This window comes from Streptomyces sp. SCSIO 30461 (assembly GCF_037023745.1).
Classification (GTDB): Bacteria; Actinomycetota; Actinomycetes; order Streptomycetales; family Streptomycetaceae; genus Streptomyces.
In genome coordinates, this window is sequence record NZ_CP146101.1 from 2,259,899 (window position 1) to 2,277,500 (window position 17,602).

The window sequence follows — 17,602 nt, forward strand, 5'->3', positions numbered from 1 at the left end:
TCGGCCCTTTGTCGTCACGATTCCGGAAAGGCCCGGGGGAGGACGAGACCCAGCAGGACGCCGACGCTGCGCCACTCCGACATGCGTCCCTGCTGGATGGCCTCCGAGATCTCCTTGGGGGTGAGCCACACGGGTTCGATCTGTTCGCCTTCCTCCGGTCGAGCGCCCTCGACGGCCTCGGTGAACTCCCGTACGAGGTAGTAGTAGAGGTCCCACTCGACAGTCGCTCCGGCTTGCGCGACCGTGATCAGCTCGGGGTCGGTGACGACGAGGCCCACTTCCTCCCGGGCCTCACGGAGAACCGCCTCCTCCGCAGCCCTGGTCATGCTTCCCGCCGCTCGGGCGGCGGCGAAACTCTCGTAGTCGTCGAACACCTTGCCTCCGGGCAGCCGCAGGTCCACCCCGCCCGTCTCCTCGCGGTACTCCTCCGTCAGAAGAATCCCGCGATCGGAGACGATCACCATGCGCACGCCTGGCGGACGCCGGAACCGCTCGAACACGCGACCGTCCGGCTGCGGTACGTGCACGACCTCGCCCAGCTTTCCGGAGAAGACGCGACGCTCCGTGAGGTCCTGAGGAATGGTCATGAACACTTGCTCCTCTGTGTGATTGCGAATGGTGCAAGGGTCTTACAGGTGGCTGCTCCTTGGCAGGGAGGACCGACCGGTGCAACGAGTGAAGTGGCACGCGGTTCGGTCCCGTTCGTGCCTTCCGCCGAGGCTCATCCCCGGACCTCGAGGGTGCCGGCCGGCCCGTCCGTCACCATGCCGATGACCGAGGCCGGAATGCCGTCGCGGGCGCTCGCCGCCATGAACGCGTCGGCCGCCGATCCGTCGGCGGCGAGCAGCAGCCCGCCCGACGTCTGTGCGTCGGAGAGAATCAGCCGCATGCCGTAGGCCACGTCGGACCAGGTGGTCCGGTCCTCGACCGCGAACAGGTTGCGTTCGCCGCTGTTCGGCACGACGCCGTGCGTGTCGAGCAGATCGGCCACGCCGGCCATGACCGGCACCGCATGTGCGCGGACGACGGCGGCGCACCCCGAAGCGGACAACATGTTCAGCAGATGGCCGATGAGGCCGAACCCGGTGACGTCCGTCGCGGCGCGTATGCCGCATCGCACCGCGGCCTCGGCGGCCGCGCGATTGGACGCCGACATCAGCTCTTCGGCCATCCGCACCAGCGCCGGTGACGCGACCCCCGCCTTGCGGCCCGCGATGACGATGCCCGTACCGAGCGCCTTGGTGAGGATCAGCACCTGTCCCGGACGTGCGTTGCCCAGAAGCAGGGCCTGGTCGGCAAGGACCTCCCCCACGACGCACAGCCCGAACATCGGTACCTCGGACACCACCGTGTGACCCCCCACCAACGGGGTGGTGGACTCCGCGAGTGTGGCCACGGCGGCTGCCGTCAGGTCGGACATCACATCGAGCCCCAGATGCCTCGGCAGTGCGAGCATGCTGAGGGCGAGCAGCGGACGTGCTCCCATCGCGTACACGTCCGACAGAGCGTTCTGCGCAGCGATGCGCCCCCATACCTTCGCGTCGGAGCTGACCGGAGTACCGAAGTCGGCCGTGACGGCCAGGAGTCTGCCCGGCGCGATTTCGTACAGCGCGGCGTCGTCGCGGTGGCTGCTGTCGGCCTTCACCGCGTCAGACGTGGGAGCAGCGCCGATCAGCCCTCTCAACGAGGTCATGAACTGCCCCATCAGATCCAGTGGCAGCTTGCATCCGCAGCCGCCGGCCGCTGTCAGTTCCAGCAGGTCGACGGATCCGGCCCCGTTCTTCTCCATGTCCACCCCCTCGGGATACCTGTCCCTCAGCCACGGCACGGCTCAAGCACGGAGAGCCTCCTCTAACCGCAGCAGCCTGTTGTACTTCGCGGTCCGGTCGCCGCGTCGCGGCCCGCCGATCTTCAGCCAGCGGGCGGCCACCCCTACGGCGAGGTCCGCCACCGAGGTGTCTTCCGTCTCCAGCGAGCGGTGGGAGACGCACTGGGACATGCCGTACGCCGCTGCCTGGACCGACGTCCGCAGGGCGGCGCTCACGGTCCCGACCTGATTCATCTTCAGGACGATTCCGTCGGCCAGGGAGGGGTCGAGGTAGGCGCGGTTGGTCGCGTAGAGATCGTCCCCGACGACAGCCACGTGATGGGGGAGCCGCTCTCTGAGGCGCGCCCACCACACCGAGTGTTCGCTTGTGAACGGGTCTTCGACGAAGGTGATCGGATAGAGGGTGGCCAGATCGGCGATCCGCTCCATCACGCTCTCGGGGCCGAGAGGGCGTTCTCCCAGGAGGTAACCGTCCTCGGTCCACAGGTGCTCGGCGGCGACGTCGACGGCCAGTGACAGCCCGGCCCCGGCTCCGGTGTGCTCCAGGTGTTCGCTGAGCAGGCCGAGGGTCAGTGAGAGATCCGCCGAGTCCAGCAGCATGCCGCCGGAGGCGGAGTGGCCGAGAAGGAGCCCGTGTGCCTCAAACAGACGCTCGGCCCGCCTGTACGCCTCCAGGATCAGCGGGATGGCCTGGCCGGGGCCGAGCCGCTCGGTGGCGAACATGATTTGCTGGAAGGGGACTCCGTGGCCGCGGCGGTGCAGACCCCCGGAGACGACGGCCGCGAGTAGACCAGGAAAGGCCGGCTCGGTTCGCGACAGCGACGCGAAGTAGCTGTACAACCACCGGCCGGACGCTGTTGCGGCCGCGCGCGCGTAGGCGAGTGAGACGGCCAGGGCCACATCGGTGCCCAGGACCGGTAGTTGTCCGTCGAGCCACGCATCGACGGCTTCCTGACCGTCACGGCTTCGGTCCGAGAGTGCTGAGAGGGCCTTGACCACGTCCACAGGCGGAGGGGAACCGATGCGCAGGTAGTCGGTCACCGGCCGTTCCCGGCGGCCCGGCTTGATGGCCACAGGTGCGGAGCCACGGCCGATGGTCCCGTCGCTCAGGACGAGTTCCGCCTCGGCGGCCACTCCGCCACCGCTGTTCACGATGGCCCGGACCTTTACGTCGTGGATACCCGGCGGCGTCACGGCCGGACCTTCATGAGGAAGCGCATGAGATCCACCGCCCGCCCGACCGGCAGGCCGCCCCGTGCCGCCTGAGTCTCGGTCAGCCGGGTGGTGCCATCGGATTCGAGGCCGGGGGCGCGGACCAGCGCGGGCACTGGATCGTCGGAATGAATGCCCAGTTCGCACGGGGTGGCGTGATCAGAGGTGACGGCGATGACGTCCTGCGGACCGGCAGCGTCCAGCAAGGGGCGCAGAAAACTGCCGTCGATGAGTTCGATGGCCTGCTTCTTGTCGTGCGGCCGATTGTCATGGCCCGGCTCGTCGGGTCCCTTGAGGTGCAGGAAGACCACGTCGGTGCCGGCATCGAGGACCTGGCGGACGGCTCGGTCCAGGTAGACGGCCTCCGACTCCCCGGGCTCCGGCATGCTGTAGGCGAACTCGGCGCCCATGAGCTCGGCCAGGCCCCGCTCTGCGGGGATCTGGCCCATGATCGTCAGGGAGCAGCCGAACTTCTCCCGGAACCAGGCCAAGGACTTCGGTGGGTCGCCGCCGTCCCGGACCAGGAGAAGGTTGGCGGGCATGTCCCCGGAGGCGAGCCGCTCCTGGTTCACGGGGTGAGAGCGGAGGACGGCGGAGGAGCGCTCCACGAACGCGTTGACGACGTGGGCCGCGCGGACCGCCGCCGGAGCCGGGGTGCGGGGGCGGGCGGGCAGCGGTCGGGGGTCGAAGCCCGGGACCGGGAAGCCGAAGGGGCCGACGTTGCGGAAACCGGGGTCGGTGTTGGTGACCTGCCCGGACAGCTCGCCTGTTTCGGCGGTGAACGACAGGATGCCGCGGTGCCGGTTGAACGCGAACAGATCGAAGCACACTCCCAGATCTGCCAGCGATACCTGATCGCGGACGGCCGCTGCGAGAGCCTGAAGCCGACCGTCGTCGAGTCCGCGTGCCGTGCGCCGGTCCAGGGTGCCGCCCGATTCGTCACGGCTGGCGAAGTTGACCCGGAAGGCGATGGTGCGGCCGTCATCGCGGACCATGCCGAGCCCGTACCCTTCCAACGGGCCGCGTCCCGTGTACTGGAGGAGCGGGTCGTACGACAGCAGTGCCATCGCGCCGGAGTCGGACTCCGGCCAGATTCCCTCCCCGATGACGGTGATCAGGGACGACCGTCCCTGACGGGCAAGTTCGTCCAGGGCGGGTGTCCGTGCCGCGTCCAGGGGAGTGCGTTGGCCGAGAGCGGCCACCGGTCGGTCGGCGGCACCGTCCAGCACGATCACGTAGACCTTGGCCATGCTCACCTCGCTGCTGTCGTCCGCGAGGCGACCCTGGCCGGTATGCGGTGCGCTACGAGGAAGTCGCGGGTGGCGACGGGCACCAGGTGCTCCCAGCCTTCCCCCGCGGCCATGGCCGCGCGAATCCGGGTACCGGAGATCTCCTTGTGGGCGGAGCGCCACAGGATTTCCGTGTGGAAACCTAGCCCGCGCAATCGCGCGGTCTTCTCCTCTCCCCAGGCGTCGTAAACCGTCAGGAAGTGTACGGCGTCCAGGGGCGCGTAGTTGGCGAGTTCCCCGGGCGACTCGATGGGGAAGGGGACGATGTCGAACTCGTGCCCGCTGAGTCCGTCGGCGTACAGACATGACGAGATCATGGTCATGCGCTCGTAGTATGTGAGCGGGTTCGCGGCCGGGTCCTTGCGATGGGGTGCCGTCCGCTCCAAAGGCGCCTCGGCGGGGTCCGGTGAGGTGATTCCCACCAGCAGGCGGTGGCACCGCCGCTTGGCGGCGAGTACGTAGCGTAAGTGGTCCCTGTGGAAGATCTGGAACCGGCCGTGTGCCATGCCGAGTTCCACCTTGGCTCCGGCGCCGTTGTCTTCGCTCACGCATCACTCCTCACGACGATCTGTTCACCAGGTCCGTCCGGGCGGCCGAAGTGCGCGCCCAGCCGGGGTACGTAGTCCGTCTTGCGCAGCATGAGGCGGTTCTCCCGTGCGACATCGTCGACGAACCTGAGGTCCAGGACCCGCTCCAGGAGCGCCCGGGTACGGGGTTCGGGGCAGACGACGACAGTGATGCCTTCGACAAGGCCGACGACAGACACAAAGCAGTGGTCGGCGTCCTCCCGCCGGGCGATCGCACGGATCGAGTCCAGGAGGTCGCCGCGTTCGGTGACCGCCGTCGGTCGGGAGCACTCGATCTGCACGATCACCACATGGCTGTCGCCCTCGGCACCGAAGCGGAACCGCTTGGCGTGCCTGGACAGCAAGGTGGTGGTGTCGTGCGTCGCGGGCGCGTGGTCCATTGCCGCCAGCAGTTCCTTGACGAAGGCAGCCGGGAAATCCGTCACTCTACGCAGGCGGTCGAGGGCGTGATGATCGCGGTCCGAGGTGGACGGGGCCGTCAGATTCCATGTGCTGCAGACGATGGCGGAGGCCAGGAGCCCGGCCACGGGCGGGGAAGGCAGGATGCCGGCCCCGTCGAATCGCTCGGCGACGAGGGTCGCCGCCGCGCCGACCGCTTCGTTCTGCACCCGCGCGTTCGGGAAGGCGGCGGTGTCCCCGTGAGGATGATGGTCGATGACCTCCACGACCTGCCGTGGATCCAACCGAGCCGGCAGCTGAGCCAGATGGTGGGTGTCCACGAGGACAACGCGGCAGTCCGGAGGAAGGCTGTCCAGCGTGGAGGGCGCCTGTACCGCGTAATGCCGCAAGGCCGTCCGCGTGGCGGCGTCCAGGGCTCCCCACAGAACGGGCGTGTAGGTCTCCGCCCCCACATGACAGGCCCATTCGGCGTATGCGAGGGAACCGCCCACGCCGTCCGTGTCCGGGTTGACGTAGGAGAAGACGTAGCGGCTGGGCCGCTGACGACCATTCATGTCCGTCGCTCCCCTTCGCGAACCCGCGTGGTCATTCACGGCCGCCCTTGTGCGCGGTGACCTGTTCGTCCGGCTTCAGCAGACCGCGTGCTCGGTGGCGTCCCACCTCGATGCGGGCGGACAGCACTCCGGCAGCGCTCACGCTCAGGTAGTCCGGATCAAGGGGCAGGAGTGCTGCCAGCGACGAAGGGTCGGCGGCGTGTTCACCGCAGACGCCCCATGAGGTGTCCGGCACGATGCCCCTCAGGAGCCGGATCAGCCCCGTGGTCCCCGCGGAATGATCGAGGTGCGTCATCGGGTCCTCGTCGAGCAGTCGCTGGGAGAGATACGCGGGCAGCAGCGTGGTGGCGACGTCGTCGCGGCTCATCCCGAGTGAGAATTGCACGAGGTCGTTGGTCCCGACGCTCAAGTAGTCGACCTCGGCGGCGATTTCGGCGGCCCGGAACACCGCTTCCGGAGTCTCGACCATCGCCCCCACGGTGACATCCGACGGCAGGGCGAGGGCCTGACGGACAGCGCGGGCCTCGGCACCTGTGGTGACGAAGGGCAGCAGGATCGCGAGCCGGCTGCGCTGGGCGAGAGGCAGTGCGAGATGGGCCTCGACGATCGCTTGAGCCTGCGTACGGTACAGGTCCGGACGCAGCACGCCCAGCCTGCTTCCCCGTACACCCATCATCGGATTCTGCTCCCGCAGGCGCGCCATGTCCTGCGGCGCGGCGAACTCGTGTGCAGGCGGGTCGAGAAGACGGACGGCGAGCCTCCTGCCCGGGCAGCCGGTCATCAGCGCGCGGCACTTTACCGTCAGAAGGGCGCGCAGCGAAGCCAATGCCGTCTGCCGTTCAGCCGGTTGATCGGACCACAGGGCGATACGCAGCTGTGGAAGTTCGTCCGCGCCGAAGAACATGTGCTCGGATCGGGCCACGCCCACGCCCGTCGCGCCGAGCGCCGTGCAGCGCTCTGTCTCCGCGAGGGTGTCGGCATTGGCGTACACCGCCGGTCCGGGAAGGACGGCCAAGGTCTTGGCTGCATCGCTCAACCTGCGTACGAGGTCTAGCGCACCCTCGTCCTCGTACCGCTCCAGTCGCCCCCGCCACACCGTTCCGGTCGTTGCGCAGACGGTGACCCACTCGCCGGAGGGCAGGGCGTCGCCGTCCGGCAGGATCAGCGTCCCGTTGCCCAGGGTGAATCCGGCGCCCACCACGCTGGGCTTCTCCCATGTCCGGGAAAGCACCGCAGCGTGGCTCGTCGTACCTCCACTGGCGGTGAGCAGAGCCGCGGCGTTCGCCGCGACAGGCATGTCGGCTGCGTTGGTCACCGGGCGGGCATACACGTAAGGAGTGCCCGAGCTCACTGCGGAAGCGCACTCGGCTGAGGTCGTGCATAGCACCCCGCTCGCGCAGTCCGGCGCGACACCGGTGCCGGAACAAACCGGCACCGCGCCCGCCGGGGCCACGGCCCGGCCGGCTGCCGCGCGCAGCACCGGCGTCGTCTCATGTCTGGCTAAAAGGCGGGCGGCGCGCATCATGGCCGAGGGCACCCTGCCCCCCTTCCTCGAACCGTGCGTGCCTGGTTCCCGGACGCGTCACGGTCCCTAGATGATGCCCGGCAAATGGGGCGTGCGCAGTAGTTTCGCGATTTTCCGAGTTTCTGAGGTTCTTTGAGTTGGAAGCGGGCATAGCCGCGTCACGGTGAGCGGCATAGACGGGGCCGAACATGTGGCGGGTCCGTGTCACCCGGCCCAGAGTCGATCAGCACGATCTCCGAGCCCGTGCCGGTGCCCTCGAAGTCCTCCTCGGTCAGCTCGGCGGTCGGCTTGGGTTCCACTCTCCTCCCGTATACCCATGGAGGTATATGGCGCGTCCAGCCGGCGTTCGGGCGGGTCTGTTCCGTGCCTCGGGGGAGTCGATGGCGATCCGATACCCAGGGGGGTATTTGACAAGCGCGAAGGTGGCCCTTTATGGTCGATGGTGTAATACCCGGGGGGGTATCTAGAAGGGAATCCCGCCATGACTCGTGAAAAGGACCCGGAAGCCTTTGCCGCCGCCTGGGGTGCAGGCGCCGTCGCCGTCGGAGTGAGGGAGTCGCAGGAGTGCCGGGCGCGACATGTGCCCGGTGAGCGACTCGCCCCGCTGTCCGTCCCGGTCGTCGCTCCACCTCATGTGTCCAGGGGCGGCAGATGTACGTGATCTGTGCGAGCGGCAACCGCGGTCGGTGGGCCGCGGACCGGCTCGCCGTCGCCGGTTTGGACGCCCTTTCCGTCGCCGGCGGGGCCCGGGGTCGGGTCGACATCGGTCGCCCGGTGGTGACGGGGTCCGCCCCGAGGTCGGTCTGACCTTCCTCGCTCACGCGCCCGCCCCTTCGGGGAGCGGGTCACCTTTTGACCTCTCAAATACCCCCAGGGGTATCAGAGCCATCTCTTACGGAGGTTTCCGTGTTCTTCGCCCAGTACTACCTCGACTGCCTCTCGCAGGCGTCTTACATGATCGCCGACGAGACCACCGGCCAGGCCGTGGTCGTCGACCCCCGCCGGGACGTCTCGGAGTACCTGGCGGACGCCGAGGCCCACGGCTTCGCCGTGGTCGGCGTCATCAACACCCACTTCCACGCCGACTTCGTCGCCGGACACCTGGAGATGGCGGCCGAGACCGGCTCGTGGATCGGCTACGGCCGTCGCGCCGAGACCGAGTACCCCATCCGCCACCTTGCCGACGGCGAGACCATCAGCCTCGGTGACGTCACGTTGGAGATCATGGAGACACCCGGCCACACCCCGGAGTCGATCAGTGTGCTTGTCCGTGAGCACGGCAGGGACGGCGTCCCGTACGGCGTGCTCACCGGCGACGCCCTGTTCATCGGGGATGTGGGCCGCCCGGACCTGCTCGCCTCCGTCGGTGTGACCGCCGAGGAACTTGGCGCCATGCTCCACGACAGCGTGCAGAACAAGTTGATGGGCCTGCCGGACGAGGTTCGGGTCTTCCCCGCGCATGGCGCCGGCTCCGCCTGCGGCAAGAACCTCTCCACGGAGAAGCAGTCGACCATCGGCGAGCAGCGGGCCACCAACTACGCGTGCGTGCCCATGTCACAGGCCGACTTCGTGGGAATCGTGGCCGCCGGCCAGTCCGCGGCTCCCGGCTACTTCGCCTTCGACGCCGAGCTCAACCGCAAGGAGCGCGGGCTGTTCGACCCGGCCGCCGCTCCCCGGCCGCTGAGCGTCGAGGACTTCGTCGGCCTCCGTGCCTCCGGTGCCGTCGTCGTCGACGTCCGTGACCCGCAGGAGTTCGCCGCCGGTCACCTGAGCGGCTCGGTCAACGTTCCGGCCGACGGCCGGTTCGCCGAGCAGGCCGGAACCGTCCTGCCCGCCGACATGGATCTGCTGGTGATCGCCCCGCAGAATCGCGAGGAGGAGATCGTCACGCGTCTGGCCCGGATCGGCTTCGACCGCGTGGCCGGCTATCTGCGCTCCCCCGGCGACGCGCTGACCGATCTGGCCGCGGAGGTCACTCCGGCCAGCCGCCTCACCGCCGCCCAGGTCCGCACCGCACTGGAGGGTGGCAACCCGCCGGTCGTCATCGACGTCCGCAACTGCGGCGAGCGCGGCGAGCACGGCTTCATCGACGGAGCCCTTCACATCGCCCTCGGTGAGCTGCCCCGCCGCCTGGACGAGGTTCCCCGCGACCGGCCCCTGGTCCTGCACTGCGCGGGCGGCCACCGCTCCTCGATCGCTGCGAGCCTGCTGCGCCACCACGGCTTCACCGACGTCTCCGACATCCTCGGCGGCTACGCCGCCTGGGCGCTACTGAACACCCCCGCGACCGCCTGACCGGCCGCCGCCCCACGAGCCGGCCCTTCCCGGGCGCGACGAACCACCGGCGCCCCCCGCGGGGAGGCCCTCTGCCCTGACGGGCCCTCCTCGCGCGGGCACCGGCCCGCCCCTGACCTCCCAGATGCCTCACCCCGTGTATTTCTGTGCGGGGTCGCCCCACCACGACGGAGTTCTCATGACGACCGACGCCTCCCGTATCGCGCGCCTCACCCCCGCCGCCCTCCAGCAGCTGATCGAGGACGGACGCGGTCCGCGCCTCCTGGACGTACGCACCGCCGGCGAGTTCCGGACCGCCCACATCCCAGGTGCCTACAACGTCCCGCTCGACACCCTGCGCGAGCACCGCGCCGAACTCCTTGCCCACCTCGACCAGGACGTCGTCCTCGTCTGCCGATCCGGGGCCCGCGCCGCCCAGGCCGAGCAGGCGCTCGCCGAGGCCGGACTGCCCAACCTGCGCGTCCTGGACGGCGGCATGATGGCCTGGGAAGCGGCCGGGGCTCCGGTCAACCGGGGCGAGGCGCGCTGGGACCTGGAACGCCAGGTCCGTCTGATCGCCGGTTCGATCGTGCTTGTCACCGGCGTCGTGGGCCTGCTCGTGCCGGGCGTGCACCTGATCGGCACCGCCATCGGGGCCGGGCTGACGTTCGCCGCGCTCAGCAACACCTGTGCCATGGGCATGCTGCTGTCCAAGCTGCCCTACAACCGCGGCCCGCGCACCGACATTCGTACGGTCATCGCCTCCCTGCGGGACCGCTCGTGATCACCCTCGTCCTCGTGGCCTCCGTCCTGATCGGGGTCAGCCTGGGCATACTCGGCGGCGGCGGGTCCATCCTGACCGTGCCGATCCTGGTCTACCTGGCCGGGGTGGACACCAAGGAGGCCATCGCCACCTCGCTGTTCGTCGTCGGCACCACCAGCCTCGTGGGGCTCGTCCCGCACGCTCGCGCGGGCCGGGTGCGCTGGCGCACCGGTCTGATCTTCGGCGCGGTCAGCATGGTCGGCGCCTATGGCGGCGGACGACTCGCCGAGTACATCCCCGGCACCGCACTGCTCATCGCGTTCGCGCTGATGATGCTCGCCACCGCCGCCGCCATGCTCCGCAAGTCCGGCAAGGCGAAGGCGGCCAAGCCCGTCCACCGCGAGCTCCCCGTCAAGCACGTCATCGCCGAGGGCCTCGTCGTCGGCGCTGTCACCGGCCTGGTCGGCTCCGGCGGCGGATTCCTCGTCGTCCCCGCCCTCGCCCTGCTCGGCGGACTGCCCATGAGCGTCGCCGTCGGCACCTCGCTCCTGGTCATCGCCATGAAGTCCTTCTCCGGGCTCGCCGGTCACCTCGCCGACGTCCGGATCGACTGGAACCTCGCGCTGATGGTGACCGCCGCGGCCGTCGTCGGCAGCCTGATCGGCAGCCGCTTCGCCGGACGCATCCCCCAGGACACACTCCGCAAGGCGTTCGGCTGGTTCGTCGTCGTCATGGGTGTCTTCGTCCTCGGCCAGCAACTGCCGCACGCCGTCTGGGCCAGCCCCCTGACCTGGACCGGCGCCGGACTGGCCGCGGCTGCGGCCGTGGCCGTGGCCTGGGCAACCGCACGGGCGCGCCGTCCGCGTACCGACATGAATCCGCCCCAGGTAGGCTCCCGAGATCCGGCCGCACACTCCTGAGTGTCATACCCCACGGGGTATCCTTGAGTCGGCGGTCGACGAGGAGGGGCCCGGTGAAGGTAGAAGAAGAAGCGGCGACCGCGGTCCTCAACCGGCTGCGCCGTGCCCAGGGGCAGCTCGCAGGCGTCATCGCCATGATCGAAGCCGGTCGCGACTGCAAGGACGTCGTCACCCAGCTCGCCGCCGTCTCCCGCGCCCTCGACCGGGCCGGCTTCAAGGTCATCGCCAGCGGAATGCGCCAGTGCCTCGCCGAGAGCGAGGAAGGCGCGACCCCGATGAGCGAACAGGAACTGGAGAAACTCTTCCTCACGCTCGCGTGACACGCGACGGCGGCCGGCGGAAATCCGCCGGCCGCCGTGGCTTCGCCCTACGGGCGGACGCGTGCGCGCCCGGCTTCCGCCGGCCCTCCTCGGCCGGCGCCTGCTCGCGGGCGTCCTCTCTCCGCCGCCGCTCCCGGCATCGGTACCGCCATCGGTACCGCCATCGGTCCATCCGGCCCTCGGTGTGCGATCGCAAGGCGGAAGCCGCTCGGTCCCCTGTATACGGGACCATTCAGCCCCTACCTGGTTGGGGTAGCCAGGGGCGAGGCTGGAGGGAGTGAACACGCAGGGAGGTCATTGCCATGGGTGTCGCCGATGTCATCGTGGTGATCTCTGCCGCCGTGCTGATCGCCGGCATGGGGTGGTTCTTCTTCGGCCCGCGCCGGGCCCGCACCGCGCACCTCGAGGGCGGGGTACAGCGGGTCGATGTGACGGTGCGGGGCGGCTACAGCCCCGATGTCATCCGGGTCCGCCAGGGGATTCCGGTGGAACTGGTCTTCGACCGGCAGGAGAGCGGCGAGTGCACCAACCGGGTCGTCTTCCCCGACCTGCGTGTCAGCGCCGGGCTGCCAGCCTTCACTCGCACCACCGTACGGGTCGATGCTGACCAGGCCGGAACGTTCGGGTTCGCCTGCGGAATGAACATGATCCACGGCACGCTGCTGGTCGAACCGGCGGACGGTTCCGGCGCCACGGAAGTCACCCCGGACCGAGACGGTAAGGAAACGGCTACCGCCGCCACCCCTGCGGGACCTACCAGCGATGGAGGGCCCGGGGCCGAGGCGGCCGCCGAGCGGCGCGCGGAGATCACGGACCTGACGCGCCGGGTCGCCGTCGGCGCCGTACTCACCGCCCCGGTGCTCTTCGCCGTCATGGCCCACGAGTTGTTCGGCGCCGGCTGGGTGCCCGGATGGATGCTCAATCACTGGCTGCAGTTGGCGCTGATCACCCCGGTGATGCTGTACACCGGCTGGCCCATCCACTTGACAGGCTGGCTCACCTTGCGCCACCGCAGCGCGGACATGAACTCCCTCATCACGCTGGGCACCACGGCCGCGTACGGATACAGCCTGATCGTCACGCTCGCCCCCGGTCTGCTGCCCGAGGACGTGCGCGAGGTGTACTTCGAGGCGGTCGGGGTGATCCTCACCCTGATCCTGCTGGGCAGGCTGCTGGAGGCCCGCGCCAAGGCCGGCACCGGCGAAGCCATCCGGGCGCTGCTGGGCCTGCAGGCCCGCACGGCCCGGGTGATCCGCGACGGCACCGAGACCGAGATCCCGGTGGAGGACGTGGCGGTCGGCGACGCGGTGGTGATCCGGCCCGGGGAGAAGATCCCGGTCGACTCCGAGGTGCTGTCGGGCTCCTCGGCCGTGGACGAGTCGATGGTCACCGGCGAGCCGATGCCAGTCACCAAACGGGCCGGGGACACGGTGATCGGCGCGACCGTCAACGGCACCGGCTCCCTGCGGGTACGCGCGAGCAAGGTCGGCGCCGACACCATGCTCGCGCAGATCATCCGCCTGGTGCGGCAGGCCCAGGCGTCCAAGGCGCCCATTCAGAGGCTCGCCGACGCGGTCTCCGCCTACTTCGTGCCTGCTGTCATCGCCATCGCGATTGTCACCTTCGCTCTGTGGTTCACCGTCGGCCCCACCCCGGCCCTGACGCTCGCCCTGGTTTCCGCGGTCGCGGTACTGATCATCGCCTGCCCGTGCGCGCTGGGCCTTGCGACCCCGCTGTCGGTCATGGTCGGCACCGGCAAGGGGGCCCAGGCGGGCATTTTGATCCGTTCCGCCGAGGCGCTGGAGACCGCGCACAAGCTCGACACCGTCGTCCTGGACAAGACCGGCACCGTCACCGCGGGAAAGCCCGTCCTCACCGACGTGCATGCGGCCGACGGCTTCCAGGTCAACGAACTGCTGGCGCTGGTTGCGGCGGCCGAAGCGGACAGCGAGCACCCCCTCGCCGGCGCGATCGTGACCGGAGCCCGGGAACGGGATCTCACACTGCGTGCGGCGGAGAGCTTCGACTCCGTCACCGGCAAGGGCGTACGGGCCGTGGTGGACGGACACGACGTGCTGGTCGGCACTGCCCGGCTGCTCTCGGATGCGGGTATCGAAACCAGTGCCCTCACCCCGGTCGCGGCCGAGCTGTCCGCCCAGGGCAAGACCCCCGTCCTCGCCGCCGTCGACGGCCGACACGCCGGTGTCCTCGCCGTCGCCGACACCGTCAAGGACGACTCCGCCCAGGCCATCGCCGCTCTGCAGCGGCTCGGCATCGACGTGGTCATCATCACCGGTGACAACGCCCGCACCGCCGCCGCGATCGCCGCCCAGGTGGGCGTGGACCGGGTACTGGCCGAGGTGCTGCCGGAACACAAGGCAGACGAGATCCGCCGCCTCCAAGCGGAGGGCCGCACGGTCGGCATGGTCGGCGACGGCATCAACGACGCCCCCGCTCTCGCCGCCGCCGATGTCGGTCTCGCGATCGGCACCGGTACCGACGTCGCGATCGAAGCGGCCGACGTCACCCTCATCTCCGGCTCCCTGCCCGGAGTGGTCACCGCCATCCGCCTCTCCCGGGCCACCATGCGCAACATCCGTCAGAATCTGTTCTTCGCCCTCGTCTACAACGCTGTCGGCGTCCCCCTCGCCGCCGGCGCCCTCTACCCCGTCTGGGGCATCCGCCTCAGCCCGATGATCGCCGCAGCCGCCATGGCCATGTCCTCCCTGTCGGTGGTCACCAACGCCTCCCGCCTGCGCCGCTGGCATGCGCCGCCACTGCTGCCAGCCGCGGTGGAGCCTGTCGAGCCTCGGGTCGAATCCGCTGCCGACCGGGCCCCGGCCCACGCCGCAGCGGGTGATGGCAGGCGGCCACACCTTGAGCCCGTGGCCGGGAAAGACCACCAGCGGGGCGCCGAGGCGATCACGGTGGACCCGGTGTGCGGCATGCGCGTCGACCCAGCTGCCGCCGCCGAACGGCGCGACACCGCCAGCGGCACCTGCTTCCTCTGCTCCGCCCAGTGTGCGGCAGCCTTCGACGCCGACCCGGACCGCTATCGCGCACTTGCGGCAGGCGGGACAAATGAGGGAGGTGAGGGTAGATGACCGCCATCCCCGACCACCCAGGCACTCGGGACCCGGCACCGGGCACGGCCCCGCACGGCTACGCCGACCACAAGGGCGACCACCTCGACCGGCTGCACAAGGTCGAGGGCCAGGTCCGCGGGATCACCCGCATGGTCGACGACGACCGGTACTGCGTCGATGTCCTCACCCAGATCAGCGCCGTCACCCGAGCCCTGCAGGAAGTCGCCCTCGGCCTGCTCGACGACCACCTGCGGCACTGCGTGACCGACGCCGCTCGATCGGATCCGGCAGCGGGCGAGGAGAAGCTGGCCGAACTCGCCCTCGCCCTGCGCCGCACACTGCGTCTGTGACCGCCTCCCAGACCCACAGGGCCAGGGAAACCCCGCGGGGGTATATTGAGCGCGGCGAGTTCCCACTCACGGGGCTCGGAGAGCAAAGCCCGGGTGGAGGCGATGGCGACACAGAAGGCTCTCACGGGTGCCATGCGCTGGGCGCGCGGCGCCGTCATCGTCCTGTGCGCCGCCCTGGCCGTGCTCGTCCACCATGAGATCGCCGCGATCGCCCTCACCTCCGCGCCCTCCGCCACGCATACCGGGCACTCCATGCCGGAAATGGCCCCCTCGTCCGCCGACGCGATGCCGATGGGCTCCGCCACCGTCCACACGCACGTGCCCGGCGCGAGTCAGTCCGCTCACAGCTCGCCGCACGGCGCCTGCGACAGCCTGGGCATGCAGCACTGCGCGACCGTGAACGCCGACGCGGTCAAGCTCCCCGTGCCGCCGCAGGATCATGCCGGGCCGTCGACGGACCCGGACCGGGCCGACGCCCGGCCGGTGTCCGCCGCGGCGATCGGCCGCGCCCCGCCCGACCTGTCGGTCCTCTCCCAGCTGCGCATCTAGGCCGCGCCCACGGCACCCGTGTGCCGTCAAGCCAGCGACCCCATACGCAGCTCGAACAAGAGGCTCACATCATGAACAGCATCAACCGACGCTCGGTCCTGCTCGCGGGACTCGGCGCCGCCGGCGCGGGCGCGCTCGCCGCCTGCAGCAACCCCGCCGGCACCCCTGCCCTGATCAGCCCCTCCGGCTCCCAGGTCGCCCGCGCGGAGAAGAAGCGGGCAGGCACCGGCAAGGAGCACAAGACCACCCTGACCGCCGCGCCCGCAGTGCTCGACCTCGGCGGCGGCATCAGGGCCAAGACCTGGGCCTTCGACGGCCGGACCCCGGGCAAGGAGCTCCGGCTCTCCGCCGGGGACACCCTGGCCGCCGAACTGTCCAACCAACTGCCCGGAAAGACCACCACCTCGATCCACTGGCACGGCATCACCCTGCGCAACGACATGGACGGTGTGCCGCCCGTCACCCAGACTCCGGTACGGGCCGGCGCCAACTTCACGTACCGGTTCATCGCCGACACCCCCGGCACGTACTTCTTCCACCCGCACGTCGGCGTCCAGCTCGACCGAGGCCTGTACGCCCCGCTGATCGTCGAGGACCCGCGCGAGCCGCTGGCGTACGACGACGAATGGGTCGTCGTCCTCGATGACTGGGTCGACGGCGTCACCGGCACCCCCGACGAAATATTCGCCGAACTCAGGCAGGGCATGGGCGGTATGAACATGGGCGGCGGCTCCAGCCCGGGCATGGAGGGCCACGACATGCACAACACGGGTGAGGGCGCGGCGTCCCCGTCTTCGTCCTCCTCGTCGGGCGGCATGTCGTCGAGGTTCATGCTCATGGGCGCCGAGAGTGACCTGCTCGGCGGCGACGCAGGCGACGTGAAGTATCCGTACCACCTGATCAACGGCCGCATTCCGGCCGACCCCGACGTCTACACTGGCAAGCCCGGGAAGAAGGTGCGGCTGCGGATCATCAACGCCGGCTCCGACACCGCCTACCGGGTCGCGCTCGGCGGCCACAAGCTGACCATCACCCACACCGACGGCTACCCGGTACAGCACCAGCAGGTGGACGCCCTGCTCATCGGCATGGGCGAACGCTACGACATCCTGGTCACCCTCGGCGACGGCGTCTTCCCCCTGGTTGCCGCGGCCGAGGGCAAGAACGCGGGCGGCCTGGCCCTGGTCCGTACCGGCTCCGGCACTGCCCCGTCGGCGACTGTACGGCCGAAGGAACTCGACGGCCTGATCATGACCGCGTCCCGGCTCCGCGCTGCCGACGACGTGCGGCTGAAGTCCGCCAAGGCCGATGTCACGCACCAGATCAAGCTCACCGGCGGCATGATGCACTACAACTGGGCCATCAACGGCAAGCCGTTCGACATGACCACCCCGGACGCCAACCCGATCCTGGTCGAGGAGGGGCAGCGGGTGCGGCTGGACTTCGTCAACGACACCACCATGTGGCACCCGATGCACCTGCACGGCCACACCTACCAGCTCAGCGACTTGGGCCCGCGCAAGGACACCGCGATCATCCTGCCCAAGAAGACGCTGTCCGTCTTCTTCGACGCCGACAACCCTGGCCAGTGGATGCTGCACTGCCACAACGCCTACCACGGTGAGGCCGGGATGATGACGAACATCGCCTACCGGTCATGACCTCGCGGCCGGACGGCACGCGTCGATCAGGTGCCGTCCGGTCACCGCCGCGGGACTCGGTCAGAGAGGCGAGCGGCGTTCAAGCGGCGGCGCCGCGCGCCCTTCGGGCCGACTGCCGCAGGCGTGCGAGCCGAGATTGCACCGGCAGGTGCCCGGCGGACTCGTTGTCGTCGTTCATGACGTCCATCGCGGGGTTCCTCGTGCCGCCGATTCGGCCGGACTGATACGTCGGCTACTTCGTCGGCGCAGGTCTGATCAGCGGAGCTGTCGTCCACCAGCGGATCG

Annotated in this window: 15 protein-coding genes; 8 read left to right on the forward strand and 7 right to left on the reverse strand. The window is 69.8% G+C overall.

The genetic code is table 11. From position 1 onward, the window contains the following. Nucleotides 1–14: 14 nt before the first annotated feature. The 7 genes from V1460_RS10140 to V1460_RS10170 all read right to left on the reverse strand — a co-directional run bounded on the left by V1460_RS10140 (nucleotide 15) and on the right by V1460_RS10170 (nucleotide 7,394). Nucleotides 15–587: an NUDIX domain-containing protein gene (locus tag V1460_RS10140; RefSeq protein WP_338673416.1), complete on the reverse strand. Its 573-nt coding sequence runs from the start codon at nucleotides 585–587 to the stop codon at nucleotides 15–17. Between the two features lie 134 nt (nucleotides 588–721). Continuing rightward, nucleotides 722–1,789, reverse strand: a complete 1,068-nt coding sequence (selD, locus tag V1460_RS10145) for a selenide, water dikinase SelD (RefSeq protein WP_338673417.1) — start codon at nucleotides 1,787–1,789, stop codon at nucleotides 722–724. Nucleotides 1,790–1,831: 42 nt separating this feature from the next. After that, nucleotides 1,832–3,022: a hypothetical protein gene (locus V1460_RS10150; protein ID WP_338673418.1), complete on the reverse strand. Its 1,191-nt coding sequence runs from the start codon at nucleotides 3,020–3,022 to the stop codon at nucleotides 1,832–1,834. Continuing rightward, nucleotides 3,019–4,290, reverse strand: coding sequence for a CMP-5'-phosphonoformate--3-phosphoglycerate phosphonoformyl transferase (locus V1460_RS10155; RefSeq protein ID WP_338673419.1), 1,272 nt, complete (start codon nucleotides 4,288–4,290; stop codon nucleotides 3,019–3,021). Before V1460_RS10155 ends, V1460_RS10150 begins: the two co-directional genes overlap by 4 nt. A 2-nt stretch (nucleotides 4,291–4,292) precedes the next feature. Next, nucleotides 4,293–4,877, reverse strand: a complete 585-nt coding sequence (locus tag V1460_RS10160; protein WP_338673420.1) for a nicotinate-nucleotide adenylyltransferase — start codon at nucleotides 4,875–4,877, stop codon at nucleotides 4,293–4,295. Then, nucleotides 4,874–5,869 carry a DHH family phosphoesterase gene (locus tag V1460_RS10165; RefSeq protein WP_338673421.1) on the reverse strand — a complete coding sequence of 332 codons (996 nt, stop codon included), beginning with the start codon at nucleotides 5,867–5,869 and terminating at the stop codon, nucleotides 4,874–4,876. The genes V1460_RS10160 and V1460_RS10165 overlap by 4 nt, the downstream gene beginning before the upstream one ends. Before the next feature lie 31 nt (nucleotides 5,870–5,900). Next, nucleotides 5,901–7,394, reverse strand: a complete 1,494-nt coding sequence (locus V1460_RS10170; RefSeq protein WP_338673422.1) for a putative PEP-binding protein — start codon at nucleotides 7,392–7,394, stop codon at nucleotides 5,901–5,903. A gap of 906 nt (nucleotides 7,395–8,300) precedes the next feature. On the opposite strand from V1460_RS10170, the gene V1460_RS10175 reads away from it, so the two are divergent. From V1460_RS10175 to V1460_RS10210, 8 genes are all read left to right on the forward strand, one after another. Further along, a complete protein-coding gene (locus V1460_RS10175) occupies nucleotides 8,301–9,689 on the forward strand; it encodes a rhodanese-like domain-containing protein (protein WP_338673423.1) in 1,389 nt (462 codons plus the stop codon). Nucleotides 9,690–9,867: 178 nt separating this feature from the next. Then, a complete protein-coding gene (locus V1460_RS10180) occupies nucleotides 9,868–10,452 on the forward strand; it encodes a rhodanese-like domain-containing protein (RefSeq protein ID WP_338673424.1) in 585 nt (194 codons plus the stop codon). Beyond that, nucleotides 10,449–11,351 carry a sulfite exporter TauE/SafE family protein gene (locus tag V1460_RS10185; RefSeq protein ID WP_338673425.1) on the forward strand — a complete coding sequence of 301 codons (903 nt, stop codon included), beginning with the start codon at nucleotides 10,449–10,451 and terminating at the stop codon, nucleotides 11,349–11,351. Before V1460_RS10180 ends, V1460_RS10185 begins: the two co-directional genes overlap by 4 nt. A gap of 53 nt (nucleotides 11,352–11,404) precedes the next feature. Continuing rightward, the gene (locus V1460_RS10190) at nucleotides 11,405–11,671 is read left to right on the forward strand and encodes a metal-sensitive transcriptional regulator (protein ID WP_338673426.1); all 267 of its coding nucleotides are present in this window, start codon (nucleotides 11,405–11,407) and stop codon (nucleotides 11,669–11,671) included. Nucleotides 11,672–11,973: 302 nt separating this feature from the next. Next, nucleotides 11,974–14,775, forward strand: coding sequence for a heavy metal translocating P-type ATPase (locus V1460_RS10195; protein ID WP_338673427.1), 2,802 nt, complete (start codon nucleotides 11,974–11,976; stop codon nucleotides 14,773–14,775). Then, nucleotides 14,772–15,107, forward strand: coding sequence for a metal-sensitive transcriptional regulator (locus tag V1460_RS10200; RefSeq protein WP_338673428.1), 336 nt, complete (start codon nucleotides 14,772–14,774; stop codon nucleotides 15,105–15,107). Before V1460_RS10195 ends, V1460_RS10200 begins: the two co-directional genes overlap by 4 nt. 102 nt (nucleotides 15,108–15,209) lie before the next feature. Next, entirely contained in the window at nucleotides 15,210–15,656 is a 447-nt protein-coding gene (locus V1460_RS10205) for a DUF6153 family protein (RefSeq protein ID WP_338673429.1), read from the forward strand. Nucleotides 15,657–15,727: 71 nt separating this feature from the next. Beyond that, nucleotides 15,728–17,317, forward strand: a complete 1,590-nt coding sequence (locus tag V1460_RS10210) for a multicopper oxidase family protein (protein WP_338673430.1) — start codon at nucleotides 15,728–15,730, stop codon at nucleotides 17,315–17,317. Nucleotides 17,318–17,602: the final 285 nt, after the last annotated feature.

Bases quoted from the DNA above. Each gene is read 5' to 3' on its own strand.
- V1460_RS10140 (WP_338673416.1), bottom strand. From the start codon at position 587: ATGACCATTCCTCAGGACCTCACGGAGCGTCGCGTCTTCTCCGGAAAG.
- selD (WP_338673417.1), bottom strand. From the start codon at position 1,789: ATGGAGAAGAACGGGGCCGGATCCGTCGACCTGCTGGAACTGACAGCG.
- V1460_RS10155 (WP_338673419.1), bottom strand. From the start codon at position 4,290: ATGGCCAAGGTCTACGTGATCGTGCTGGACGGTGCCGCCGACCGACCG.
- V1460_RS10165 (WP_338673421.1), bottom strand. From the start codon at position 5,869: ATGAATGGTCGTCAGCGGCCCAGCCGCTACGTCTTCTCCTACGTCAAC.
- V1460_RS10170 (WP_338673422.1), bottom strand. From the start codon at position 7,394: ATGATGCGCGCCGCCCGCCTTTTAGCCAGACATGAGACGACGCCGGTG.
- V1460_RS10180 (WP_338673424.1), top strand. From the start codon at position 9,868: ATGACGACCGACGCCTCCCGTATCGCGCGCCTCACCCCCGCCGCCCTC.
- V1460_RS10195 (WP_338673427.1), top strand. From the start codon at position 11,974: ATGGGTGTCGCCGATGTCATCGTGGTGATCTCTGCCGCCGTGCTGATC.
- V1460_RS10200 (WP_338673428.1), top strand. From the start codon at position 14,772: ATGACCGCCATCCCCGACCACCCAGGCACTCGGGACCCGGCACCGGGC.
- V1460_RS10205 (WP_338673429.1), top strand. From the start codon at position 15,210: ATGGCGACACAGAAGGCTCTCACGGGTGCCATGCGCTGGGCGCGCGGC.
- V1460_RS10210 (WP_338673430.1), top strand. From the start codon at position 15,728: ATGAACAGCATCAACCGACGCTCGGTCCTGCTCGCGGGACTCGGCGCC.